Below are 23,710 nucleotides of genomic sequence, written 5' to 3' on the forward strand. Positions count from 1 at the left end.
TTCTGCAGGGAGAAGGAATTTGCCGGAGATGCCGCACGAAGTCGCTGAAAACGATCCAAAACTGGTTGCATCAACGGAGAAATGGAGCTTTTTCGAAGCAGAAAAAATCTATAATTTTCCGTTCAATGATCTTTTGTTCCGTGCGCATAGCGTGCATCGGGAGAATTTCGATCCCAATGCCGTACAAATGAGCCGGCTTCTTTCGATCAAGACCGGCGGCTGCGCCGAGGACTGCGGCTACTGCAGCCAATCGGCACACTATCCCACAGGGCTCAAAGCGTCGAAGCTCATGGAGGTCGAGCGGGTTGTCGCCGAGGCGGCCAAGGCCAAAGAGGGAGGTGCAACGCGTTATTGCATGGGCGCTGCGTGGCGCAGCCCGAAAGAACGTGACATGGAGGCGATCGTTGCGATGGTTCGCGGCGTCAAGGCGCTCGGCATGGAGACCTGCATGACACTGGGCATGCTGTCGCCCGGGCAGAGCGCGGAACTCGCAGATGCCGGCCTCGACTATTACAACCACAATATCGATACTTCCGAGCGCTTTTACAGCGAGATCATCACCACCCGCACCTTTGCCGACCGTCTGGAAACGCTTTCGAATGTGCGCGACGCCGGGATCAAGGTCTGCGCCGGCGGCATCCTTGGCATGGGGGAAACGGCTGACGACCGCATTTCCATGCTGGTGACGCTCGCCAACCTCCCCTCGCCGCCGGAAAGCGTGCCCATCAACATGCTCATTCCGATTCCTGGGTCAAAACTCGCCGATGCCGCGCCGATCGATCCCATCGCGTTCATCCGCACCATTGCGCTTGCGCGAATTCTGATGCCGCAATCCCATGTGCGCCTGTCAGCCGGTCGGACGGAAATGAGCGATGAGACGCAGGCGCTCTGTTTCTTCGCCGGAGCCAATTCCATCTTCGTCGGCGATACGTTGCTGACCACCGACAATCCGGGGGAGGACCACGACACCGGCCTTTTCCGCCGCCTCGGCTTGAAGCCCATGGAACTGGAGCCGAATGCATGACAGGCGCGGGCCTCGCGCGCTATGGACGGACATTGAACGGGCTCGAGCGCAAGGGACGGTATCGGACCTTGCTGCCGCAAGGGGGCGTCGACTTCACCTCGAACGACTATCTGGCACTCGCCAATTCTCCGCGCCTCAAGGCTGCCATCACCGCAGCGATCGAACGGGGCGTGCCGGTCGGTGCCGGTGGCTCGCGATTGCTGCGCGGCAACCATCCGGAGCATGAGGTGCTCGAAGCCGAGGCCGCCGTCTATTTCGGCGTGGAACGCTGCCTCTACTTTGGCAGCGGCTATGCCGCCAATGTCGCGCTCTTTTCGACCCTGCCGCAACGGGATGATCTGATTGTTCATGACGCATTGGTACATGCGAGCGTGCATGAAGGGATTTCGGCAAGCAAGGCACCATCGGTCTCCGTGCAGCACAATGACGTCCAGGCCTTTGCCGAGGCCATTCAGAAATGGCGCGCTGCGGGCGGCGCCGGCCATCCATGGATTGCCGTCGAGAGCCTCTATTCGATGGATGGCGATCGGGCTCCGCTGACCGAGCTCGCCGAACTGGCCGACCGGCATGACGGCCTTCTGGTGATTGACGAGGCCCATGCGACGGGCGTTTTCGGACCCGGCGGGCGTGGATTCGCTTCCGGTCTCGAAAGCCGCGAGAACATCGTCGTTCTCCATACTTGCGGCAAGGCGCTTGGTAGTAGCGGCGCGCTGATCGGCGGCCGTGCGGTGCTATGCGACTATCTCGTCAACCGGGCACGCGGTTTCATCTACTCGACCGCGCCATCGCCGCTGATGGCTGCCGGCGTACGCGAGGCGTTGAAGGTTCTTGCCGACGAACCCGAGCGCCGGGCCTCTCTGGAAGCATTGCAGACATTCGCCAACGCAGAACTTGCTGCCGCACTTGGCGCCGACGGTAGCGGCTCGCAGATCCTGCCGGTTCCGATCGGTGATAACGCCCTATCGATGCGGATCGCAGCGCGGATGCGCTACGAAGGCTTCGACATCCGCGCGATCCGGCCACCGACCGTACCCGAAGGCACGGCGAGGCTCAGAATTGCCATCACCCTGAATGTCGATAGGACGACAATATCGCACATGTTCGCGCGCCTCGCCGCCGTCATCGCGGAGGAAAAGCCGTGACGCTAAGGTTTGTGGTCACTGGAACCGACACGGGGATCGGCAAGACCGTTTTCTCGGCGGCCCTGACCGATGCGCTCGGCGCTTATTATTGGAAGCCGATCCAAGCCGGTCTCGAAGACGAAACGGACAGTGAGACGGTGCAGCGGCTCGGTCGGATCCCGCCTGCGCGCATCATGCCGGAAGCCTACCGGCTGCGGACACCGGCTTCGCCGCATCTTGCAGCCAGGATCGACGGGGTCCGGATAGAGGCCGAAGCCCTTATTCCGCCCAGTACCGATGCGCCGCTGATCATCGAAGGCGCAGGTGGATTGCTGGTGCCGCTCACCGAAGAGGCCGTGTTTGCAGACGTCTTTGCCCGCTGGAAAATACCTGTCGTCCTTTGCGCCCGCACGGGCCTCGGAACCATCAATCACACATTGCTGTCACTGGAGGCGCTGCGCGCCCGGTCCATTCCAGTTTTCGGCGTCGCTTTCATCGGCGATAAACAGGCGGAAACGGAAAGCATCATCGCAAAGCTGGGGCGAGTCCGTTCACTCGGACGGCTTCCAAAACTCGATACGCTCACGCCGGAGCTTCTGCGGCAGGCCTTTAGCGAAAATTTCGACATCGATCTCTTCCGCAAGGAGCCGGTATGACGTCTTCGCCCGTATGGCATCCCTTTACGCAGCACGCGCTCGAGCCGGCGATGAAGCGTATTGCAAAAACCGAAGGTGCCCACCTTGTAGACGAAGATGGCACCGCCATTCTGGATGCGATCTCCTCGTGGTGGGTGATTACCCACGGCCACCGTCATCCCGTGATCATGGATGCGATCCGACGAGCCTGCGAAACCTACGACCAGATCATCTTCGCCGAATATTCCCATGAACCGGCCGAAGAGCTGGCCAGAGGCTTGATCGAGATCGCACCCGCTGGGCTCAAGCACGTCTTCTATTCCGACAGCGGCTCCACCGCGGTCGAGGTGGCGTTGAAGATGGCGCTCGGCTTTTTCCATAACACGCAAAAGCCGCGCAGCCGCATCGTGGTGATGGAGCACAGCTATCACGGCGATACGATCGGTACGATGTCCGTCGGAGAGCGCGGCGTGTTCAACGCCGCTTACGAGCCGCTGCTTTTCGAGGTCGACAGGCTGCCCTTTCCGACGATCGGCGAGGAGCAGGCCACGCTCGATGCGTTCGAAGATGCCTGCCGGTCAGGCGAGGTGGCGGCGCTTCTCATCGAACCGCTCATTCTCGGAGCGGGTGGGATGAAAATCTATCGAGCCTCACTGCTCACCGAGCTGAAGCGCATCGCCGAGCGATACGGCGCTCTGATGATCGCCGACGAGGTGATGACGGGCTGGGGCCGGACGGGCAGTCGGTTTGCCTGCGAACAGGCATCTATAACCCCTGATATACTCTGCACATCCAAGGGCTTGACGGGCGGCACGCTGCCACTGGCCGCAACGCTCTGCACTCGCGAGATATTCGATGCGCATCTCTCGGCGGACCGGCGCAAGACCTTCTTCCATTCCAGTTCCTATACCGCCAACCCTATCGCCTGCGCGGCAGCGGTGGCCAACCTGAATATCTGGAGGACGGAACCCGTGGGTGAGCGCATCGCCAAGCTCGCAGAGCGCCAAAGCGCGGGGCTTTCCCGCTTTCAAGGTGATCCGCGGTTTGACAATATTCGCCAGAGCGGCACGATCGCCGCGCTCGATCTCGTCGTGCCGGAAGGCGGATATCTCTCGGAGGTCGGGCCTCGCCTTCGCGCCTTCTTCCGCGAGCGACGTCTGTTGATCCGTCCGCTCGGCAACGTCATCTATCTGATGCCACCTTACTGCATTACCGCCGCTGACCTTGACCGGTCCTATGACGCCATCGATGAAGCGGCAGGCCTTCTTGCGGCTGGGCGGCTATGAGGGAGGCGCGCTCATCTTCTCTCGCGGGCGTCGGCCATGCCGTGCCCGATCGGCGCGTCGAAAATGCCGAGATTGAAGCGAGACTCGGCCTGGAACCCGGCTGGATCGAGCGCCGGACCGGCATCCGCGCGCGCCACTGGGTTGACGATGCTGAGACGCTGAGCGGACTTGCCGCAAAGGCCGGCGAAGCTGCCCTCGGCGACTGCGGCATCGCGCGTGACGACATCGCTTTGACCCTGCTCGCCACGTCGACACCCGATCATCTCCTGCCACCTTCTGCCCCCCTGCTGGCACATCGCCTCGGCCTTCGAAATAGCGGCGCGATCGATCTGGCCGGCGCATGTTCCGGCTTCCTCTACGCGCTGACGCTTGCCGACGGCTTTGTCCGCACGCAGGGACGGCCGGTCCTAGTGGTGGCGGCCAATATTCTCAGCCGGCGGATCAACCCGGCCGAACGGGCTAGCGCCGTTCTCTTCGCGGATGCTGCCGGCGCCGTCGTCTTGGCGCCGTCAGGCGATACGGAGAAGGGCATTCTTGGTGTGGGTCTCGCCTCAGACGGAAGCCGCTACGATCTGATCTCCATTCCGGCCGGCGGCAGCAACAGGCCCTTCGCACCGGGCATGGCGACGGAGGATTTCCTGATGACGATGCGTGACGGCCGCGAAATGTTTACCCAAGCGGTGGACATGATGGCGACCAGCAGCACCCGCGCGCTTGCTGCCGCCGATCTGGATGCGGCAGCGATCGACCGCTTCGTGCCGCATCAGGCCAATGCCCGCATTTTCGATGCCGTTACCGACAGGCTCGGCATCGATCCGGCAAAAACTGTGCGGACGATCGAAACCTACGGAAATTCGTCGGCGGCGACGATCGCTCTTTCCCTGTCGGTCTCACATCGAGCCAGGCCGTTCGTTTCGGGGGAAAAGCTGCTGCTGACGGCCGCGGGCGCAGGCCTGACGGGAGGGGCCGTCGTTTTCGGCATATAATCCAGCGGCGGCAAGCAGCCTATTTGGGCGTAGATCCCCGACGCCGCTCGGCGGCCTGCATCATCTCGATGAACCGCCGTACCTTGGCGGGACGGAAACGAGCCATCGGCAGCACGGCATGGATCCCGCCGGCGGGCAAGGTCCAGTCAGGCAGCAATCGGCTCAAACGCCCGGCTGCGATATCGTCGACGACCATGTAGTCAGGAAAGACGGAAACACCAATACCAGCCTTCACGCAGGCATAGGCCGATGGCGTCTTGTCGGTACGCACGGCCGAATTCGCCTCGACGATCTCGGAGGAATAGCCCTCGCGAGAAAACATCCAACGTAAAGGCTGGCGCAGGACCGCGTTCTCGATCCAGGGAAGCGCCGCTACATCGGCCGGCTTCGAGACCTTGGGAAAACTCGCCGCCAACTTTGGCGTTGCCACCAGATACTGCTGGAACGTGCCCAGGCGTCGGGCCTTATTGCTCATATCCGTCAGCCAGCCAACCCGGATCGCCAGGTCCAACTGCCCATTGGCGAGATCGATGACATTGTCATCGAATATGAGATCGACACGCATCTGCGGAAATCGCTCCCGGTAGGTGGCAACCACAGGCGCTACGACTGCCTCACCGTAATCCAAGGGTGCCGTCAGCGTCAGCGTGCCGGTGGGTTCGATGGCGTGAAGCGACATCTCTCCATAAGCGGCTTCCGCTTCCCGCAGAATGATGGCGCACCGGTCATAGAACACTCGCCCCTCTTCCGTCGCATGCAGCCGCCGGGTCGTTCGCATCAGCAACGACACGCCAAGCTCATCCTCCAGACGTGCCACCTGATGGCTGACCACGGCCTTGGCGACGCCAAGCCGTTCAGCAGCGGCGGTGAATGATCCGGTTTCCACCACGGATGTGAAGAAGATCAACCTGTTGAGATTAAGGAGTTCGCTCATGCTATTGTCTGATCTGTTCGTACAGTCTGTATGATTGACCGATATTTCCTTACACCGCAACCGCTGAGATGATCGGCCCCGTCAACGGAGGACTACGATCCATGCAGGAATTCTCTGCCGTCTATCTCTTCGATCCCCTATGTGGCTGGTGCTATGGCGCAAGCCCGGTGATCGAGCGGTTGCATCTGGCGGGTGTCGAGCTCGAGCTCCTGCCGACGGGCTTGTTCACGGGTGGGGGTGCCCGTGAGATGGATGCGTCATTGGCAGCCTATGCCTGGTCCAACGATCAACGGATCGAACGCTTGAGCGGCCAGCCCTTTTCTGAGGACTATCGATCGAAGGTCTTGAACAGGCCGGGCTCGCTGTTCGACTCGGGTCCGGCGACACTGGCAATCACGGCGGCTGGCCTTGCGGACCACCGCAGACGCCTCGATGCGCTGCGTCTCATCCAGCATGCCCGCTATGTGAAGGGATTGGACATTACCAGCGTGCCGGTTCTGGCAGGCTTGTTCGAATCCGAAGGATTGAGCGAAGCCGCCCGTCTCTTGACCGAAGGCTCGGTCGAATTGCTCGACGCCAATCGGCAACTCATTGCTCAAGGCCAGGGCCTCTTCCGCCAACATGGCGCCAACGGCGTCCCAGCCCTCGTCGTCGAAGGAAACGGACACCAGCGTCTGCTGAACGCCAGTGCCCTCTTCGGCAGCTATGACAACCTCATGGCGCATCTCCAAGCCGCTTGATCTTACTAACCACAAAGGAACCTGTATGTTTACCAGACGCGATGCACTCAAACTTTCCTTGGCCGCCGGCGCCATTTCGCTTGTCCCCCTCAGCGTTTCCCGGGCCGCAAGCTCGAAGATCAAGTGGCAATATTTTCAGGCGTCCGAGACCGGGTTCCGCCGCACGCCGGTGTTGCTAACCGGCAAGAAGGAAGCCATTCTCATCGACGGCGGCTTCACGCTTTCGGATGGCCGCGCCGTCGCGGACGCCATCAAGGCGACCGGCAAGCATCTGAGCACCATCTATGTGAGTTGCAACGATCCCGATTACTATTTCAGCCTCCGGCCAATCGTCGAAGCCTTCCCGGATGCCAAGGTCATCGCGAAGCCCGTCACCGTCGCGGCCATCCATGCCAATGTCGAAGGCAAGCTCGCGGTCTGGGGACCGCAACTGAAGGAAAATGGTCCGCAAAAGCTGTCGGACGTCGTCATTCCCACTGCGTCGGATCTGAGTGCGCTCGAACTCGACGGCGAGAAGATCGAAATTGTCGAAGTCCCTGACATGCACGATCGCCGCTATCTCTGGGTCCCTTCCATCAAGGCTGTGTTCGGGGGCGTGCTGATTTCCTCCGGGATCCACGTCTGGGTCGCCGACGAGGCCACGCCTGAAAAGCGGGAAGCCTGGATCAAGGCGCTCGACGCATTGGCGGCTCGTAAGCCGAAGATCGTGGTCCCCGCTCATCAGGCCGAGGGTGCTCCGCAAGGTCTCGATGCCGTCAAGTTTACGCGCGACTATCTTGTCGCCTTCCATGAAGAGGAAGTGAAGGCCACGGACAGTGCGGCTTTGATCGCCGCAATGACCAAGCGTTATCCCCATCTGGGCGACGCCAGCTCGCTCGAATTGGGCGCCAAGGTCGCAAAGGGCGAGATGAAGTGGGGGTAGGCCTCGCTGTGTAACCTTGCCCCGATCAGTCCGGGTTTTTTCTTAGGAAAACTTCCGGGCTGACTTTGGTCAAAGTCCTTTGTCATTCACTTCTCAGGAGTCGAGGAATGACGGTGGACTCCAATCTGTTGCGCGCTGTCGGGCACCAACCCAATGCCCGACAGCATCTTTCCTGCGTGAACCTTAGAGTTTGATCCAAGCAGTCTTGAGATCGACGTATTTATCGAGCGCATGCAAAGACTTATCGTGACCGTTGCCTGACTGCTTGACGCCACCGAGGGGTACGGTGTTGTCAGCCCCGCCGTAGGTATTCACATGCACCACGCCGGCGCGGATGTTGCGGATCATGCGGTGCGCTCGCGAAAGGTTCGAGGTCCATACCGCCGAGGCGAGACCATAGTCGGTGGCGTTGGCAATCTCCAAAGCTTCGGCCTCGCTCTCAAAGGGTATGATCGACAGAATGGGGCCGAAGACCTCCTCCCTCGCCAGCGTCATGTCGGGCCTGATATCGAAGACAGTGGGCTGCATGTAGAAGCCCCCCATCGCCCCCAGAATGCGCTTGCCGCCCGTGCGCAAAAAAGCTCCTTCGAAGAGAGCTTGCTCGACATAGCCAAGATCTTTGCCGAGCTGCGCTTCGCTGGAAACCGCGCCGATCTCGGTAGAGAACTGCAGAGGATCGCCGACCTTCATCGTCTCCGCGACCCCTACGAGTTTCTCCGCAAACGCCTGATGGATCGATTTCTCCACAAGCAGCCGCGATCCTGCGACGCAAACCTGCCCCGCATTTCGGAATATCCCATAGGCCGAGACCTTGGCCGCTTCATCCATATCCGGCACATCCGCAAAGACGATGTTCGGAGATTTGCCGCCGAGTTCGAGATAGACCCTCTTCAGGTTTGAACGCGCGGAATACTCCAAGAGACGCCTCCCGATCGAGCCGGAACCGGTGAAGGCGAGCACGTCGATATCCATGTGCAGCCCCAGGGCCTCGCCGCAGACCGCGCCGCGCCCGGTGACGACATTGAACACGCCTTCTGGCAATCCAGCTTCGGCGCAAATTTCGGCAAGCTTGAGAAGCGTCAGCGATGCGCCTTCGGCGGGCTTCAGCACGACGGAATTGCCGGCAGCGAGTGCGGGGGCGATCTTCCAGGCGCCGATCATCATCGGGAAATTCCACGGCACGATGGCAGCGACGACGCCGATCGGCTCGCGATGAACGAGACCCAGAATATTCTCCGCCGTCGGAGCGATTTCGCCATAAACCTTGTCGATCGCCTCGGCATAATAACGGAAGGTGCCTGCGGCACTGCCGGGCTCGGCCTTCAGCGCCATCGAGATTTCCGTGCCGTTATCGCGTACGCCGAGCACGGCGAGGTCAAGCGCATTCTTTTCGATCAGCTCGGCAATCTTCAGCAGCACCTTCTTGCGTTCCGCCGGCGCCGCCTTCGACCAGCTACCCTTTTCGAAAGCATGCCGTGCAGCCTTGACCGCAAGATCGACATCCTCCTTACCGGCATCGGCGATGGTGGTCAGCCTCGTTCCATCGATCGGGGAAATGACATCCATCGTGGTGCTGCTGACCGGCTGGCGCCATGCGCCGCCGATGAACAATGCCTGCGGGGAAACGGATAGTGTCCGGAGCTGGTCGATCTTGTCTTGCATCTCATTGTCTCACAAAGAGGGTGGCGGGTTTCCCCGCCACCGCGATTGGAACTGCTTCAGGCTTCCTGACCGGCACCGAGGCGGGCGTAACCTGCCGCATCCGACGACTTCAGGCGCGCCGCGGCGATGAATCCGATGATCGCCGCGATCAGCACCAGGCCTGGCAGCAACACGGCAAGAACGCCATTGGCGCCAGCGATCGCACCAAAATTCGCCGAGATGTAGTAGACGAGCGCCAGCAGGATCAGTCCTGTCACGATCGGCAGCACCTTGATGACAAGCACATTGCGCTCAAGCCCCGGATTGCGGCTGAAGAACACCACGATCGAGAAGGCCGTGAACGCCATTAGCAGGATGATTGCAAGCGTGGCGACATTGGTGAGCCAGGAGAAGAGTGCCAGCACCGGATCCTGACCCGTCGCTGCAAAGAGTGCGACGACGAGCACGGCAATGACGGTCTGGATGATCGAGCCGACATGCGGGCTCTGGAAGACCGGATGCGTGACGCCGACCGACTTCGGCAGCAGACCCTCGCGACCCGCGACATACATGTAACGCGCCACGCCATTGTGGAAGGCGAGAATGCCGGCAAACAGGCTGGTGATGAAGAGAACGCTCATCACGACGGTGATCCAGTGGCCGACATAGCGCTCGGCAAGGCCGAAGAGGAACGTGGTCGGATCGGCAAGACCCTGTAACGCCGGAACCAGCTTATCGACGCCGGCGCCATCCACCATCAGCCAGGAGGTCAGCATATAGAAGAGGCCGATGATGAGAACGGAGATATAGGTCGCGCGCGGCACGGTCTTTTCCGGCTCACGGGCCTCTTCGCTATAAATGGTCGTCGCTTCAAAGCCGATGAAGGCGGCAAAGCAGAACAAGAGGCCGATGGCCGGAGTTCCGCTCCAGAAGGCCGTCGGCGTAAACGACGCAGCGGAAAGGCCGGCGTCGCCGCCCTTGACGAAGATCGCGGCGTCGATGACGAGGACGACCAGATATTCGAGAATGACGAGCACCGTCAGCACCTTGGCCGATAGATCGACGCGGCGGTAGCCAAAAACGGCGACGAAGGCGATACCGACGAAGCTCCAGACCCACCAGGGAAGGTCAAGGCCGAGCTGCTCGGCAAAGAAACCCTTGGTCGCTGCGCCGAAAAGGCCGAGAACGCCGACCTGCATGGCATTATAAGCGAGAATGGCGATCAGCGCGGCCGCGCCGCCCATGAGGCCGCCAAGACCCTGGGCCGTATAGGCATAAAAGGCGCCGGCATTGCGGATATGGCGCGCCATGGCGACGTAACCAACAGCAAACAGCAGCAGAATGCCTGTCACCAGCAGGAAGGTGAGCGGTATCCCCGGCCCGTTGCCAAGCATCATCGAAAGCGGCACGCCGCCAGCAACGGCGGTCAGCGGCGCTGCGGCCGAAACCACCAGAAAGGTGACGGCACCTACGCCGAGACTGTTTTTGCGCAACTGGTTTTCAGCCGCGCCCTGCGAATTTTGCGTATTCATCTTCGTTCGTTCCCCTTGTTGAGAATATCCGATCATCGCTGCGATTGCGCGCAGGCGACCTCCACCAGAACCGGACTGACGAGCGGGGTTTGGGCTTTTGTTGATTTTGCCGCCGTCAGCGCTTATGGTTCATTATTTGAACCGCAGCTTCAAATATAGACTTGCAAACATTCCCGGCCTCTGTCAAGTTATTTCGCATGTTAAGTATCTTGGGTCGCTGCTATCGTGCCGCGGCGCAAGGTCGGCGACCTGATTTGAGGGAAAGCTTCGGCCGGACACAGGAAATCAGAACCCGACCACCCAAGAGGAGGAACGATGAGCACGATCGGAAAGGCGCTTTCATTGCTGGATACCCTGTCACGGCTGGACAAGGAGGCGGGCCTGACCGACATCGCCCGCCTGTGCGCGCTGGACAAGGCAACAGCGCGACGCTTTCTGGTGGAGCTGGAAAGGCACGGCTTCGTGGAGCAGGATCAGGATACGCGCCGCTATCGCATCGGCTCGGCGCCCGTTCGCCTCGCCCGTATCCGGGAAGCACGCTTTCCCTTCCTGCGGGTCGCCATCCCGTTCATCAAGTCGCTCGCCGAAACATCGACTGAGACGGTACACCTTTCGGAATTTTCGGGAGGGCGGCTTTCGACCATCCATGTGGAGGATTCGCCCCGCGCCCACCGCATCATCATCGATGTCGGCAGCCTCCTGCCCTTTCATGCCACGGCGTCCGGTCTTGCCTTTCTGGCCTTCTCTCCACGCTCAGAGATCGACGCGGCTCTCCAAAAGCCGCTCGAGAAATTTACGGACCATACCATCGTCGATCCCCTGCTGGTGCGTGCGATGCTCGATGAGACGGCAGCACGCGGCTTTTCCATCAGTCATCAGGGTTTAGAGGCCGGCGTCATCAGCGCGGCCGCGCCGGTCCGCACGCCCAATGGCCATCCCATCGGCTGCGTGGCGGTCGCCGCCCCGCTCTCACGCACGACGAAGGTAGCCATCCACGAATTTGGCGCGCAGGCAGTCGCTGCGGCCAATGCGATCTCAGAAAAATATTACGGGTCGGAAAGACCCATGGGAACCATTGCAAAAATCAGGAGGACAGATTGATGAGCCCGGAGGCTCCCTCGCCAAAGATACTTGTCATCGGAACCGGTGACACCAAATGTGACGAACTGCAATTCATGGCGTCCGTCATCGCGGAAGCCGGCGGCCAGCCAATCATGGTCGATGTCAGCATTCTCGGCGATCCGCCCTATAGTCCTGATTATTCCAAGCATGACGTCGCCAAGGCCGCTGAAACTACAATCGAGGCAATCGCCGAAAGCGGCGATGAAAACAGCGCCATGGCCGCCATGGCAAAGGGCGCGGCGGCGCTGACCCGGCGCCTCTACGAAGACGGATTGGTCGACGGCGTCATCGTGCTCGGCGGCTCCATGGGGACGGATCTGGCGCTGGATGTCGCCGCCGTCCTGCCGCTCGGCGTCCCGAAATTCGTGGTTTCGACCATCGCCTATTCTCACCTTATCCCGCCCGAACGCATTGCGCCCGACTTGATGATGATCCTATGGGCCGGTGGTCTCTACGGCCTCAACAGCATCTGCCGTTCTGTCCTCTCGCAAGCCTGCGGCGCGGTCGTCGGTGCGGCAAAGCACGGAAGCAGACCCGATCGCAAACGGCCGCTAGTCGGCATGACCTCGCTCGGCTCGTCCTGCCTGAAATATATGAAATATCTGCGGCCTGAACTGGAAAAGCGCGGCTATGACGTCGCCGTATTCCATGCCACCGGCATGGGTGGACGCGCCTATGAAGCCATCGCTTCCCAGGGCGACTTTGCCGCCGTTTTCGATTTCTGCATTCAGGAAGTCAGCAACCATCACTACGGCACTGTCGTCACTTCCGGGCCGGACAGGCTGGAAAATGCCGGACGCGCCGGCATTCCGCAGATCGTCGCCCCCGGCGCTGTCGACATGGTCGATCTTCAGGCGTGGCAGGCCCTGCCGGAAATTTTTGCCGATCGTCCCTATCACGCCCACAACCGGCTGATCGGATCGGTGACCACGTCGCCAGAAGGCAGACGGGAAGTCGCCCGATTGATCGGGGAAAAACTGAAACACGCCGAAGCAAAGGTCGCCTTCCTCCTGCCGACCGAAGGGCTGCAGGAATGGGACAAGCCGGATGAGCCGCTGCATGATCCGGAGGGCTTGGACGCCTTCCTCGATGAGATGCGCCGCGCCGTACCGTCTTCTGTCACCCTGCAGGAGGTCGATGCCCATATCAACGCGCCGGCCTTTTCGGCGGCAGCACTCGCCATCTTCGACCAATGGGTCGCCGAGGGCGTCATTCCGGGGGGACGGCCATGACACAAGACCGCGCGCTTATCCTCGACTTCGGCGGCGTCGTTACCCGCACCCTTTTCGAAACGCATGATATTACCGAACGCACGCTCGACCTTCCCAAGGGATCGCTGACCTGGCTCGGGCCATTCGATACGACCACGGACGCGCTCTGGGTTGCGATGCAGAACCGCGAAATCACCGAACGCGACTATTGGCTCAGGCGCGCCGGCGAAGTCGGCAAGCTAGTCGGCGAAAACTGGACGGATATGCAGACCTTCGTACGCCGCGCGCGCGGCGCCGAGCCGGAGCTTGTTCTGCGCCCGGAAGCGCGCGACGCCATCCTGCGTGCGAAGGAGGCAGGTCTCAAGCTGGCAATCCTGTCAAACGAGCTCGACCTCTTCTACGGCGTCGAATTCCGCCAGCGCTTTCCGCTGATTGAGCTCTTCGACGTCATTGTCGATGCCACTTACACCAAGATCCTCAAGCCCGATCCGCGCGCCTATGAGCTCGTTCTTGCCGAGCTCGATTTGCCGCGCGAGGCCTGCGTCTTCGTCGACGATCAGAGGAAAAACATCGAAGGCGCCGAAGCCGTGAACCTGCCTCACGTGCATTTCGACGTGACCCGGCCCGCTGAAAGCTATGCCCGCGCACTTGCCATGCTGGGGCTCTGAACCAAGAGGAATCGACATGCGTGAAACCAATTTCATCATCGAAAACAACGCCCGCCACCTCTGGCATCCGATGGCCCACCCTGCGGAAATGCAGGCCAACCCGCCGCGCATCATCAATGCCGGCGAAGGCGTCGAAATCGTCGATATTCAGGGCAGGAAGGTGCTGGACGCAGTCGGCGGCCTCTGGAACGTCAATCTCGGCTATTCCTGCGAGCCGGTGAAAAAGGCAATCCGCGACCAGCTTGACGAGCTGCCCTATTATTCGACCTTCCGCGGCACGACGAACTCGCCGCTGATCGAACTCTCCTACGAGTTCGCCGAATGGTTCAAGCCGGATGGGTTGAGCCGCTCCTTCTTCACCTCGGGCGGCTCGGATTCGGTCGAGACCTGCCTGCGGCTGGCGCGCCAGTACCACAAGATCAACGGCGAGCCGGAGCGCACCAAGTTCGTTGCGCTGAAGAAGGGTTATCACGGCACGCATTTCGGTGGTGCCTCCGTCAACGGCAACCAGAATTTCCGCCGCAATTACGAGCCGCTGCTTCCAGGCGTCATTCACCTGCCCGCTCCCTTTACCTATCGCAACCCGTTCAACACCACCGACGGTGCGGAGATTGCGGCTGCGATCGGCAGGCTCTTCGAGGATGAAATCGCCTTCCAGGGCGCCGATACCATCGCGGCGCTGGTCGTTGAACCGGTGCTTGGCGCCGGCGGCGTCATCGTTCCGCACGAGACTTTCCTGCCGCTGATGCGCGAGATCTGCGATCGACACGGCATCCTGCTGATCGCCGACGAAGTCATCACCGCTTTCGGCCGCACAGGCGCCTGGACCGGATCGCGTCTCTGGGGCGTGCAGCCGGATCTGATGTCGACGGCAAAGGCCATCACCAACGGCTATTTCCCCTTCGGCGCCGTGATGATCGCGGACAAGGTGGTACAGGTCTTCGAAAGCAATAAGAGCCCGGTCGGCAGCATCGGCCACGGCTACACCTATTCCGGCCACCCGGTCGGTGCCGCCGCAGCCCTTGCCACATTGAAGGAAACCAGGCGCCTCAACGTCGCCGCCAATGCCGCGGCACGTGGCGAAGAGCTGCTGGCCGGGCTAAAGAGGCTGCAGGACAAGCATGAGCTAGTGGGCGACGTGCGCGGCAAGGGCCTGATGTGCGCCCTCGAGCTCGTCAGCGACCGGAAGAAGAAGAGCAGTGCCGCCAAAGACGTCATCCAGAAGGTTCAGGACGCAACCTATGACGCTGGCGTCTTGATCCGCACATCGGGCGCCAACGTCATCATGTCGCCGCCGCTCATCGTGACGGCCGAGAATGTTCAGACCATCCTGACCGCGCTCGACGCAGGTCTTGCCGCGGCGAGGGGCTGATCATGTCCGACAATGCAGCCCTGATCGCGCGTCGCGAACGGCTTTTAGGCCGGAACATGTCGCTCTTCTACGACGACCCTGTGCATCTGGTGCGCGGGGAAGGCGTCTGGCTTTGGGACGCCGATGGCCGCAAGTATCTCGATTGCTACAACAATGTGCCGCATGTCGGCCATTGCCATCCCCACGTAGTCGAGGCGATCACGCGGCAGGCCTCGATGCTGAACACGCATACGCGCTACCTGCATGAAGGCATTCTCGATTATGTCGAGCGGCTGACCGCCACCTTCGACAAGAGCCTGAATGCTGCGATCCTGACCTGCACGGGCAGCGAAGCGAACGATGTGGCGCTGCGCATGGCACAGGCCGTAACCGGCAAGACGGGCGTCATCGCCACGAACCATACTTATCACGGCAACACGACTGCCGTGTCGCAGCTATCGACCCGCATGCCGCCGGTCGGCGGCTTCGGAGGTCATGTCCGACATGTGCCGGCGCCGGACAGCTATCGCCCCCTCGGCGGCGAAGGCGGCGATGCCTTCGCGACGGCCTTCGCGGCCGAGGTCGAGAAGGCGATCGCCTCGCTTCAGGACAGCCCACACGGCTTTTCGGCCATCATCATCGATCCGTTCTTCGCCAATGAAGGTTTTCCGGATCTGCCGCCAGGCTTTCTGGACAAGACGGTCTCAGCCGTGCGCAAGGCCGGCGGTCTCGTCATGACCGACGAGGTGCAGCCCGGTTTCGGCCGCACCGGCTCGCATATGTGGGGCCATCAGCACGCCGGCATCGTTCCCGACATCGTGACGCTCGGCAAGCCGATGGCCAACGGCCATCCGGTCGGCGGCGTCATTGCCAATGTCGATACGATAAATGCCTTCCGAAAGGCGTTCCGCTACTTCAACACCTTCGGCGGCAACCCGGTCTCCTGTGCGGCGGCCATGGCAGTGCTTGATGTCATCGAGGACGAGAACCTCATCGAGAATGCCCGCAATGTCGGCGAATATACGCGTGGTGCCTTCAAGCAGCTCGCGCAGAAGCATTCGATCATCGGCGACGTGCGCGGCAGCGGTCTCTTCATGGGCACCGAATTCGTGCTGGACAGGCAGACGAAGGAGCCGGCCGTCGCTGAGGCGACTCGGATCGTCAACGCCATGCGTGAACGCGGTGTGCTGATGGGCAAAATCGGCATTCACCAATGCGCTACCAAGATCCGCCCGCCCATGCCGTTTTCGAAGGACAATGCCGACTTCATGTTGTCGATCTTCGATGACGTGCTGGCAGGCCTGTGAGCTGCCCCATGGCCGAACACGACTTTGCCGCGCCTGCGGATGATCTCTGTGCAAGAGCCAAGGAAGCGCTCGTCCATTGGGGACTGGCGGACCAAACGCCGGAACTGCTGAAATTCCGCGAGAATGCGGTATTCAGAATCCGGATGGCCGATGGCACGCCCGCGGTCTTGCGGCTGCATCGTCCCGGTTATCATGACGACCGCGCTCTCGCCTCCGAACTGCAATGGATGGCGGCTTTGAAGGCTGGCGGACTACGCGTGCCAGCCCCGATCCCGACCATTGACGGGCGCAATCTGGTGACCCTGGCCGCTACGCCGTACTTTTTCACCCAGCAGGCCGATATCGTAAGCTGGATGGATGGCGAAGAGCTGGGCCGTTCCGGCACGCCGCTTCACCACTCGCGTCTGCGCCTTGAAGCGATCTTCGGCCATCTCGGCGAGGCAATGGCTGAGCTTCACAATATCTCCGACCGCTGGACACCACCGCCGTCGTTTGTGCGGCCTGCATGGGATTTCGACGGTTTACTCGGGGAAAGCCCCCTCTGGGGGCGTTTCTGGGATTGTCCCGGGCTGGCGCCAGAGGCGGCAAATCGGCTTGCCACACTCCGGCCGCTACTCGTCGACAGCCTGAGATCGGCGGCACGATCCGGGCTCGATTATGGGCTTATCCATGCGGATCTCGTCCGCGAAAATGTTCTTGTGGGTCCCGATCATGTCGAGCTGATCGATTTCGATGATGCCGGCTACGGCTGGCGCATGTTCGATATCGCCACGGCACTCCTCAGAAATCGGCGGGAGCCGGATTTCGAGCTGATCAGCGCATCGCTTATCGAGGGATATCGCAGGCGACGGCCGCTGTCGGATGCGGCGCTCGAAACCCTTCCCCTCTTTCTGCTGCTACGCAGCCTTACCTATATTGGCTGGGCCAGCAGCCGCGTGACCGCATCGGAAGCGAAGGAGCGTCTGGCGCGCTATGTTGCGGAGTCCCTGGAGCTTGCCGAGGGGCTCTCCCAGCGGTGACAGGCTCGATCATCAGGTAACGGGCTGAAGGGCTGCGACCCTGAGGTCCACCGACAGGCCGGTCTCCGGCTGCAGATGTCGCCGGCGCCAGGCGGCCGGCGCTTCGCCGGTGCGTTTTCGGAAGAAACGGGAGAAATAAGCGGGATCCTCGAACCCGACCTCGCGGCCGATATCCTCGACCGGACGGATGGTAAACTTCAACAACCGCTTGGCCTCAAGCAGTCTTCGATCAAGCAGCGTTTCCTTGACGGTATGCCCAAAGACTTCACGCGCCGCCTTGTCGAGCAAATGTGGCGTCGTCGCCAGCAGATCGACATAGCGCCCGACCGGCCAATCCTTCTTGTAGTGCTGGTCAATAGCCCGGCGCAGTGCCATTCCCAATGCCACGGTCGGTGACGCCGTATCGAGGCCGCCTGCTCCGCCGAGGCGTGCCATCAGCGACAGCACGACCGACACTAAACTGACAAGCACCTTCTCGCTGGCACTTGCACCGGCGCGGTATTCATCAGCAATCATCGTGAGAAGCAAACCCATCCTTGTCCATGTGGGATCGGCGCTCTCCCCCTTGAGCAGCATCGGCACGTCGAGGCTGAGATCCACCTGGGGAGCCATGGCTCGCAGAAGATCGTCGGAGACCGAGACGACAATAGCGTCCGACTGTTCGCCGACATCGAAGCCGTGCACCACACGGCTCGGCACAAAACTGATGGCCGGAGCCGAAAAATTCCAAGTCTCGTCCTCGATCCGGTAGGTGCCTCCACCCTCGAACCAATAGGTTATTTGTCCCATCAGTGGGTGTTGATGTGGAGCGACATGGCCGAAATGCTCGCTTTTTCGGTCCATAACCGTCTCGACGTGGAGGAAACCGACGTCGAGTTCACGGGCGGGCTCGCCGTAGACGAAGAAGGATGGAATATCATTTCTCGCAACCATGCCGCAAAAAGTACAAGCGAATTGCCCTCTTTGTCCATGGTCCCGCCGGCTCTCCCGATCTAGCTTTTATCAACATTTCAGGGGAGGAACGCGACATGCGAGCTGAAGACCACCGCGGGGACAGCACCCGTCCATTTACCGGCGCCGAATATCTCGCCAGCCTGCGCGACGGGCGTGAGGTCTATATCAACGGCGAGCGAATTGCCGATGTCACCGCTCATCCGTCGATGCGCAATTCCGCTCGCTCCATCGCGCGGATGTACGACGCCCTGCATGACGAAAAGACGAAGGAGCGTCTGACCTCACCGACCGATACCGGCTCGGGCGGCTACACCCACAAATATTTCCGGGTCGCGAAATCCTCTGCCGAGCTCGTCGCCCAGCAGGGCGCCATCGCCGACTGGGCGCGCATGTCCTATGGCTGGATGGGCCGCACCGCCGACTATAAGGCCGCCCTCATGAACACGCTCGGTGCCAATGCCGACTGGTACGGACCATTCAAGGACAATGCGCTTTCCTGGCACAAGCGCGCGCAGGAATCCGTTCTTTTCATGAACCACGCGATCGTCAATCCGCCGATCGATCGCCACAAGCCCGCCGATGCCGTCAAAGATGTCTTCGTCCACATCACCAAGGAAACCGATGCCGGCATATACGTTTCCGGTGCCAAGGTGGTGGCAACCTCCTCGGCGCTCACCCACTATAATTTTCTCGCCCAAAGCTCGGCGACGGTGACGGAAGACCCTTCATTGTCGGTGATGTTCATCGTGCCGATGAATGCGCCTGGCATAAAGATGTTCTGCCGCGTCTCCTACGAACAAACCGCCAACACCGTCGGTCAGCCTTTCGACTATCCCTTATCCTCGCGCTTCGACGAAAACGATGCGATCCTGGTGCTCGACAATGTGTTCGTGCCCTGGGAGGACGTGCTTGTCCTTCGCGATGCCGCCAAGATCCTGTCGTTCCATCCGGCCTCCGGCTTCATGCACGGCTACTGCTTCCAGGGTTGCACGCGCTTTGCCGTCAAGCTCGACTTCCTGGCCGGCCTGCTCGCCAAGGCATTGCGCGCCACCGGCGGCGATGCCTTCCGTGGCAATCAGGCCGCGCTCGGCGAAGTCATCGCGCTTCGCCACATGTTCTGGTCCTTCTCCAATGCCATGGCCTACAATCCGCAGTCCTGGGCGAACGGCGCGGTGCTGCCGAACATGGAGGCCGCGCTTTCCTACCGCACCTTCATGTCGGAGGCCTACCCCAGAGTCATCGAAACCGTGCGCAAGGTTGTCGCCTCTGGTCTGATCTATCTTCCCTCCTCGGCCAAGGACTTCGGCAATCCGGAGATCGACCGCTATCTCGCGCAATATGTCCGCGGCTCGAACGACATCGGCCATATCGAACGCATCAAGATCATGAAACTGCTTTGGGACGCGACCGGCACCGAATTCGGTGGACGCCACGCTCTTTACGAACTCAACTACGCCGGCGCGCCGGAGGAGGTCCGGCTGCAGGTGCTGAAGGGCGCGGAGCGCGGCGGGCGTCTCAAGGAGATGGAAGCGCTCGTCGATCGCTGCATGAGCGACTACGACGAAAACGGCTGGACCGGCGATACGTGGTTGCCGCCGATCGACAGAACAATCCTCACCCGCAACGCGGCTGAATGAGGCACGGCCATGGAGGAGCAAGTCTCGAAAATCGAGTTCCGCAATGCGATGGCCAGGGTCTGCGCCCCGGTCAACGTCATCACCACCAACGGACCCGCCGGGCGCGGTGGTTTCACCGCCACCGCCATGTGCAGCGTCACGGATGAACCGCCGACGCTTCTGATCTGCATGAACAGCCGCTCGGCGCAGAGCGGGCTCTTCGTTGAGAACCGTCGTTTCTGCGTCAACGTGCTGACCGGCGAGCACAGGGAACTCGCCGGCTATTTTGCGGGCCAGCAATCCGACATGGAAGCTCGCTATGCGGCCGCCGAGTGGACGGACCTGCGCTCCGGCAACCAGGCGCTCGCCGACGCGATCGTCTCCTTCGACTGCCGGCTGGTCGAGTCGCGCCTCATCGGCACGCATAATATCTTCATTGGCGAAGTGGTGGACATTCGCTCGCGCAAGGATGGTCACGCCTTGCTCTACTTCGATCGTAACTACGTACACGTACCGACGCAGGCCGGCAGCTTCGGGGGCTAAGAGCCGCCGAAGTCTATGCGTCATCCACTCCCGCAATCGTAATCGTCGAAAGCCGCTTGACAGCCGCCCATATATTTAACATGTTAATTATGAGACGGCGACAGGGAGGACCCATGCCACATCTCGCCATAGAATATTCGGCCAATCTGGAGGGGCGCGCCGACATTGGTGCGCTCTGCGAGCTGCTGTTGAAGACGGTTCTGGAAACCGGCCTCTTCGAGGTTGGTGCCGTGCGGGTGCGCGCCTTTCGCGCCGATCACTACGCAATTGCCGACAAGCTGCCCGAGAACGCCTTCGTCGATCTGAACTTCCGCATCGGGAAAGGCCGCACAGATGACGAAAAGAAGCGGGCCGGCGAAGCGATCTTTGCCGCGGCAATCGACGTTCTCGCCCCTCTCTTCGAGACGCCGCATTTCGCCCTCTCACTGGAAATCCGCGAGATCGACGCGGAGCTGAGCTGGAAGAAGAACGCCATCCATCCGCGGCTACGCGGCAAGTGACACCCCTTCGCGGGACGACGTAACACCAAAGGAATAGACGATGTCCAAACTGCAGGAAAACATCGCGAAGGCCGAAAGCTTTCTCGCCCGGTTCAAGGATCGCGGCGTACTCAACCGCATCAATGGCGAGGATGTGCCGGGTGATGATGGTTCCACCTTCGAGACCATCTCGCCTGTCGATTTGAAGCCGCTCGCCACCGTTGCCCGCGGCAAGGCCGCCGATATCGACCGCGCCGCAAAGGCCGCGAGATCTGCCTTCGCCGAATGGGCTGCCCTGCCGGGCGATGCGCGCAAGAAGCTCCTGCGCAAGATTGCCGACGCGATCGTCGCCCGCGCCGAGGAGATCGCCTTCGTCGAATGCATGGATACCGGGCAGTCCCTGAAATTCATGGCCAAGGCCGCCTTGCGCGGGGCGGAGAACTTCCGCTTTTTCGCCGACCGCGCACCAGAAGCCCGGGATGGCAAGTCACTGCGTACCGATAGTCAGGTCAACCTGACGACTAGGACGCCGATCGGCCCGGTCGGCATCATCACGCCCTGGAATACACCTTTTATGCTGTCAACCTGGAAGATCGCGCCGGCGCTCGCCGCCGGCTGCACCATCGTCCATAAGCCGGCCGAATTCTCGCCGCTGACTGCCCGCTTGCTGGTGGAAATCGCTGAGGAAGCCGGCCTGCCGAAGGGTGTCTGGAATCTCGTCAACGGCTTCGGCGAGGATGCCGGTCGCGCACTGACGGAGCATCCGCTGATCAAGGCGATCGGCTTCGTCGGCGAAAGCCGCACCGGCTCGATGATCATGAAGCAGGGCGCCGACACGCTGAAGCGCGTGCATTTCGAGCTTGGGGGCAAGAACCCGGTCATCGTCTTCGCCGATGCCGACCTGGAGCGCGCAGCCGATGCCGCCGTCTTCATGATCTATTCGCTGAACGGCGAGCGCTGCACCTCCTCCTCGCGCCTGCTGGTCGAAGACAGCGTCTACGACAAGTTCACTGCGATCGTCGCCGAGAAGGCCAAGCGCATCAAGGTCGGCCATCCGCTCGATCCGGAAACGGTGGTAGGCCCGCTCATTCATCCCGTGCATGAACAGAAGGTGCTGGAATATATCCAGATCGGCAGATCCGAAGGTGCAACACTTGCGGCCGGCGGCGAGAAACTCAACGGCCCGGGCGGCGGTTGCTATGTCTCCCCCACCCTGTTCACCGGTGCCAACAACCAGATGCGTATCGCCCAGGAAGAGATCTTCGGGCCGGTGCTGACTGCCATCCCCTTCAAGGATGAGTCCGATGCGCTCGCCCTTGCCAACGACGTCCAATATGGCCTGACCGGCTATCTCTGGACGTCGGACGTCACTCGCGCCTTCCGTTTCACCGACCATCTCGAAGCCGGCATGATCTGGGTGAATTCGGAAAATGTGCGCCACCTGCCAACCCCCTTCGGTGGGGTCAAGAGCTCCGGCATCGGCCGCGACGGCGGCGACTGGTCTTTCGATTTCTACATGGAAACCAAGAACATCGCCTTCGCCACCAAGCCGCACGCCATCCAGAAACTCGGCGGCTGAGCCGCCAATACGCATAAAGAGGAGGAACAAATGCCCCTGCCGAAACCCAATCTCTATCCGCCCTTCAACATCGTGCGCCTCAGCCATGTCGAATTCGGTGTCACCGATCTTGCCAAGTCCCGTGCCTTCTATGTCGACACGCTCGGCCTGCAGGTGACGGACGAGACCTCCGACACGATTTACCTGCGGGCAATGGAGGAACGCGGCCACCACTGCATCGTGCTCAAGAAATCCGACAAGGCTGAAGCCCGCGATCTCGGCTTCAAGGTCTTCGGCGACGAGGACCTCGACAAGGCGGCGCATTTCTTCAAGGGCAAGGACCTGCCGGTCGAATGGGTCGAGCGTCCCTACCAGGCGCGGACCTTCCGCACCCGCGACCCCCACGGCATCCCGCTCGAATTCTATTCGAAGATGGATCGCCTGCCGCCGATCCATCAGAAATATGCCCTCTACAAGGGCGTGAAGCCGCTGCGCATCGACCACTTCAACTGCTTTTCGACCAATGTCGATGAGAGCGTCGCCTTCTATAACGAACTCGGCTTCCGTGTGACCGAATATACCGAGGACGAGGAAACCGGCCGCCTCTGGGCCGCATGGACGCATCGCAAGGGCGGCGTCCATGATATCGCTTTCACCAACGGCCGTGGCCCGCGCCTGCACCACACCGCCTTCTGGGTGCCGACGCCGCTCAACATCATCGACCTTCTCGACCTGATGGCGACCACCGGCTGGGTTGCCAATATCGAGCGCGGTCCGGGACGTCACGGCATCTCCAACGCCTTCTTCCTCTACATCCTCGATCCGGACGGCCATCGCATCGAGATCTATTGCTCGGACTATCAGACCGTCGATCCCGATCTGGAACCGATCAAGTGGGACCTCAAGGACCCGCAGCGCCAGACGCTGTGGGGCGCACCCGCTCCCAAATCCTGGTTCGAACATGGCAGTCTGTTCGCCGGTGCTAAAGTAGCCGAGCCTGACTTGAAGGCCCAGCCGATTATCGCGCCCTAAGCGTTACCTTTGAGAGCGGGCGAAAACGT

22 protein-coding genes are annotated in these 23,710 nt (G+C 61.1%); 18 read left to right on the forward strand and 4 right to left on the reverse strand.

The genetic code is table 11. From position 1 onward, the window contains the following. Positions 1-28 precede the first annotated feature (28 nt). From bioB to ACXHXG_RS13530, 5 genes are read left to right on the forward strand one after another with little or no spacing between them, the layout of a single operon-like run. On the forward strand, positions 29-1,024 hold the full coding sequence (bioB, locus tag ACXHXG_RS13510) for a biotin synthase BioB (RefSeq protein ID WP_285168888.1): 996 nt from the start codon (positions 29-31) through the stop codon (positions 1,022-1,024). Beyond that, positions 1,021-2,166, forward strand: a complete 1,146-nt coding sequence (locus ACXHXG_RS13515; RefSeq protein ID WP_285168889.1) for an 8-amino-7-oxononanoate synthase — start codon at positions 1,021-1,023, stop codon at positions 2,164-2,166. Before bioB ends, ACXHXG_RS13515 begins: the two co-directional genes overlap by 4 nt. After that, positions 2,163-2,801: a dethiobiotin synthase gene (bioD, locus tag ACXHXG_RS13520; RefSeq protein WP_457899582.1), complete on the forward strand. Its 639-nt coding sequence runs from the start codon at positions 2,163-2,165 to the stop codon at positions 2,799-2,801. The genes ACXHXG_RS13515 and bioD overlap by 4 nt, the downstream gene beginning before the upstream one ends. Then, on the forward strand, positions 2,798-4,066 hold the full coding sequence (locus ACXHXG_RS13525; RefSeq protein WP_457899583.1) for an adenosylmethionine--8-amino-7-oxononanoate transaminase: 1,269 nt from the start codon (positions 2,798-2,800) through the stop codon (positions 4,064-4,066). Before bioD ends, ACXHXG_RS13525 begins: the two co-directional genes overlap by 4 nt. Continuing rightward, entirely contained in the window at positions 4,063-5,052 is a 990-nt protein-coding gene (locus ACXHXG_RS13530; protein ID WP_457899584.1) for a beta-ketoacyl-ACP synthase III, read from the forward strand. The genes ACXHXG_RS13525 and ACXHXG_RS13530 overlap by 4 nt, the downstream gene beginning before the upstream one ends. A gap of 19 nt (positions 5,053-5,071) precedes the next feature. On the opposite strand, the gene ACXHXG_RS13535 is transcribed toward ACXHXG_RS13530, so the two are convergent. After that, positions 5,072-5,986, reverse strand: coding sequence for a LysR family transcriptional regulator (locus ACXHXG_RS13535; RefSeq protein ID WP_457899585.1), 915 nt, complete (start codon positions 5,984-5,986; stop codon positions 5,072-5,074). Between the two features lie 101 nt (positions 5,987-6,087). Here ACXHXG_RS13535 and ACXHXG_RS13540 point away from each other — a divergent pair, with 101 nt between their 5' ends. Together ACXHXG_RS13540 and ACXHXG_RS13545 are read left to right on the forward strand one after the other, a co-directional pair. Then, positions 6,088-6,726 (forward strand): DsbA family protein, encoded by a 639-nt coding sequence (locus ACXHXG_RS13540; RefSeq protein ID WP_457899586.1) that lies wholly within the window; start codon positions 6,088-6,090, stop codon positions 6,724-6,726. Positions 6,727-6,751: 25 nt separating this feature from the next. Next, positions 6,752-7,648 carry an MBL fold metallo-hydrolase gene (locus ACXHXG_RS13545; protein ID WP_457899587.1) on the forward strand — a complete coding sequence of 299 codons (897 nt, stop codon included), beginning with the start codon at positions 6,752-6,754 and terminating at the stop codon, positions 7,646-7,648. 183 nt (positions 7,649-7,831) lie between these two features. Here ACXHXG_RS13545 and ACXHXG_RS13550 read toward each other — a convergent pair whose 3' ends face one another. Both ACXHXG_RS13550 and ACXHXG_RS13555 read right to left on the reverse strand, forming a co-directional pair. Continuing rightward, positions 7,832-9,310, reverse strand: coding sequence for an aldehyde dehydrogenase (locus ACXHXG_RS13550; RefSeq protein WP_260304622.1), 1,479 nt, complete (start codon positions 9,308-9,310; stop codon positions 7,832-7,834). A gap of 56 nt (positions 9,311-9,366) precedes the next feature. Beyond that, positions 9,367-10,821, reverse strand: a complete 1,455-nt coding sequence (locus tag ACXHXG_RS13555) for an APC family permease (protein ID WP_260304621.1) — start codon at positions 10,819-10,821, stop codon at positions 9,367-9,369. Between the two features lie 315 nt (positions 10,822-11,136). Here ACXHXG_RS13555 and ACXHXG_RS13560 point away from each other — a divergent pair, with 315 nt between their 5' ends. Genes ACXHXG_RS13560 through ACXHXG_RS13585 form a run of 6 tightly spaced genes read left to right on the forward strand, consistent with a single transcriptional unit; the run spans position 11,137 to position 17,499 of the window. Then, a complete protein-coding gene (locus tag ACXHXG_RS13560) occupies positions 11,137-11,922 on the forward strand; it encodes an IclR family transcriptional regulator (protein WP_260304620.1) in 786 nt (261 codons plus the stop codon). Further along, the gene (locus tag ACXHXG_RS13565; RefSeq protein ID WP_457899588.1) at positions 11,922-13,175 is read left to right on the forward strand and encodes a Tm-1-like ATP-binding domain-containing protein; all 1,254 of its coding nucleotides are present in this window, start codon (positions 11,922-11,924) and stop codon (positions 13,173-13,175) included. The genes ACXHXG_RS13560 and ACXHXG_RS13565 overlap by 1 nt, the downstream gene beginning before the upstream one ends. Beyond that, on the forward strand, positions 13,172-13,822 hold the full coding sequence (locus ACXHXG_RS13570) for an HAD family hydrolase (protein WP_104826049.1): 651 nt from the start codon (positions 13,172-13,174) through the stop codon (positions 13,820-13,822). Before ACXHXG_RS13565 ends, ACXHXG_RS13570 begins: the two co-directional genes overlap by 4 nt. A 16-nt stretch (positions 13,823-13,838) precedes the next feature. Beyond that, positions 13,839-15,194 (forward strand): aspartate aminotransferase family protein, encoded by a 1,356-nt coding sequence (locus ACXHXG_RS13575; protein WP_457899589.1) that lies wholly within the window; start codon positions 13,839-13,841, stop codon positions 15,192-15,194. Between the two features lie 2 nt (positions 15,195-15,196). Next, on the forward strand, positions 15,197-16,480 hold the full coding sequence (locus ACXHXG_RS13580) for an aspartate aminotransferase family protein (protein ID WP_457899590.1): 1,284 nt from the start codon (positions 15,197-15,199) through the stop codon (positions 16,478-16,480). Positions 16,481-16,488: 8 nt separating this feature from the next. Then, entirely contained in the window at positions 16,489-17,499 is a 1,011-nt protein-coding gene (locus tag ACXHXG_RS13585) for a phosphotransferase enzyme family protein (RefSeq protein WP_457899591.1), read from the forward strand. Between the two features lie 12 nt (positions 17,500-17,511). Here the strand turns inward: ACXHXG_RS13585 and ACXHXG_RS13590 are convergent, their stop codons facing one another. Further along, positions 17,512-18,432, reverse strand: a complete 921-nt coding sequence (locus ACXHXG_RS13590) for a helix-turn-helix domain-containing protein (RefSeq protein WP_457899592.1) — start codon at positions 18,430-18,432, stop codon at positions 17,512-17,514. 95 nt (positions 18,433-18,527) lie between these two features. On the opposite strand from ACXHXG_RS13590, the gene ACXHXG_RS13595 reads away from it, so the two are divergent. From ACXHXG_RS13595 to hpaD, 5 genes are all read left to right on the forward strand, one after another. Next, the gene (locus tag ACXHXG_RS13595; protein ID WP_457899593.1) at positions 18,528-20,090 is read left to right on the forward strand and encodes a 4-hydroxyphenylacetate 3-hydroxylase N-terminal domain-containing protein; all 1,563 of its coding nucleotides are present in this window, start codon (positions 18,528-18,530) and stop codon (positions 20,088-20,090) included. Between the two features lie 9 nt (positions 20,091-20,099). Continuing rightward, on the forward strand, positions 20,100-20,612 hold the full coding sequence (locus ACXHXG_RS13600; RefSeq protein WP_457899594.1) for a flavin reductase: 513 nt from the start codon (positions 20,100-20,102) through the stop codon (positions 20,610-20,612). Between the two features lie 113 nt (positions 20,613-20,725). Next, positions 20,726-21,112, forward strand: a complete 387-nt coding sequence (locus ACXHXG_RS13605) for a 5-carboxymethyl-2-hydroxymuconate Delta-isomerase (RefSeq protein WP_104826042.1) — start codon at positions 20,726-20,728, stop codon at positions 21,110-21,112. Positions 21,113-21,152: 40 nt separating this feature from the next. After that, the gene (gene hpaE / locus ACXHXG_RS13610) at positions 21,153-22,670 is read left to right on the forward strand and encodes a 5-carboxymethyl-2-hydroxymuconate semialdehyde dehydrogenase (protein WP_457899595.1); all 1,518 of its coding nucleotides are present in this window, start codon (positions 21,153-21,155) and stop codon (positions 22,668-22,670) included. A 30-nt stretch (positions 22,671-22,700) separates the two neighbouring features. Continuing rightward, positions 22,701-23,681 (forward strand): 3,4-dihydroxyphenylacetate 2,3-dioxygenase, encoded by a 981-nt coding sequence (hpaD, locus tag ACXHXG_RS13615; protein WP_457899596.1) that lies wholly within the window; start codon positions 22,701-22,703, stop codon positions 23,679-23,681. The last annotated feature ends 29 nt before the right edge of the window (positions 23,682-23,710 follow it).

The organism is Rhizobium sp. LEGMi-198b (assembly GCF_054114205.1).

What these genes read in the sequence shown, in the direction of transcription:
- bioB (WP_285168888.1), top strand. Translation starts at nt 29, where the DNA reads ATGCCGCACGAAGTCGCTGAAAACGATCCAAAACTGGTTGCATCAACG.
- ACXHXG_RS13515 (WP_285168889.1), top strand. Translation starts at nt 1,021, where the DNA reads ATGACAGGCGCGGGCCTCGCGCGCTATGGACGGACATTGAACGGGCTC.
- ACXHXG_RS13525 (WP_457899583.1), top strand. Translation starts at nt 2,798, where the DNA reads ATGACGTCTTCGCCCGTATGGCATCCCTTTACGCAGCACGCGCTCGAG.
- ACXHXG_RS13530 (WP_457899584.1), top strand. Translation starts at nt 4,063, where the DNA reads ATGAGGGAGGCGCGCTCATCTTCTCTCGCGGGCGTCGGCCATGCCGTG.
- ACXHXG_RS13535 (WP_457899585.1), bottom strand. Translation starts at nt 5,986, where the DNA reads ATGAGCGAACTCCTTAATCTCAACAGGTTGATCTTCTTCACATCCGTG.
- ACXHXG_RS13540 (WP_457899586.1), top strand. Translation starts at nt 6,088, where the DNA reads ATGCAGGAATTCTCTGCCGTCTATCTCTTCGATCCCCTATGTGGCTGG.
- ACXHXG_RS13545 (WP_457899587.1), top strand. Translation starts at nt 6,752, where the DNA reads ATGTTTACCAGACGCGATGCACTCAAACTTTCCTTGGCCGCCGGCGCC.
- ACXHXG_RS13550 (WP_260304622.1), bottom strand. Translation starts at nt 9,310, where the DNA reads ATGCAAGACAAGATCGACCAGCTCCGGACACTATCCGTTTCCCCGCAG.
- ACXHXG_RS13555 (WP_260304621.1), bottom strand. Translation starts at nt 10,821, where the DNA reads ATGAATACGCAAAATTCGCAGGGCGCGGCTGAAAACCAGTTGCGCAAA.
- ACXHXG_RS13560 (WP_260304620.1), top strand. Translation starts at nt 11,137, where the DNA reads ATGAGCACGATCGGAAAGGCGCTTTCATTGCTGGATACCCTGTCACGG.
- ACXHXG_RS13565 (WP_457899588.1), top strand. Translation starts at nt 11,922, where the DNA reads ATGAGCCCGGAGGCTCCCTCGCCAAAGATACTTGTCATCGGAACCGGT.
- ACXHXG_RS13570 (WP_104826049.1), top strand. Translation starts at nt 13,172, where the DNA reads ATGACACAAGACCGCGCGCTTATCCTCGACTTCGGCGGCGTCGTTACC.
- ACXHXG_RS13575 (WP_457899589.1), top strand. Translation starts at nt 13,839, where the DNA reads ATGCGTGAAACCAATTTCATCATCGAAAACAACGCCCGCCACCTCTGG.
- ACXHXG_RS13580 (WP_457899590.1), top strand. Translation starts at nt 15,197, where the DNA reads ATGTCCGACAATGCAGCCCTGATCGCGCGTCGCGAACGGCTTTTAGGC.
- ACXHXG_RS13585 (WP_457899591.1), top strand. Translation starts at nt 16,489, where the DNA reads ATGGCCGAACACGACTTTGCCGCGCCTGCGGATGATCTCTGTGCAAGA.
- ACXHXG_RS13590 (WP_457899592.1), bottom strand. Translation starts at nt 18,432, where the DNA reads ATGGTTGCGAGAAATGATATTCCATCCTTCTTCGTCTACGGCGAGCCC.
- ACXHXG_RS13595 (WP_457899593.1), top strand. Translation starts at nt 18,528, where the DNA reads ATGCGAGCTGAAGACCACCGCGGGGACAGCACCCGTCCATTTACCGGC.
- ACXHXG_RS13600 (WP_457899594.1), top strand. Translation starts at nt 20,100, where the DNA reads ATGGAGGAGCAAGTCTCGAAAATCGAGTTCCGCAATGCGATGGCCAGG.
- ACXHXG_RS13605 (WP_104826042.1), top strand. Translation starts at nt 20,726, where the DNA reads ATGCCACATCTCGCCATAGAATATTCGGCCAATCTGGAGGGGCGCGCC.
- hpaE (WP_457899595.1), top strand. Translation starts at nt 21,153, where the DNA reads ATGTCCAAACTGCAGGAAAACATCGCGAAGGCCGAAAGCTTTCTCGCC.
- hpaD (WP_457899596.1), top strand. Translation starts at nt 22,701, where the DNA reads ATGCCCCTGCCGAAACCCAATCTCTATCCGCCCTTCAACATCGTGCGC.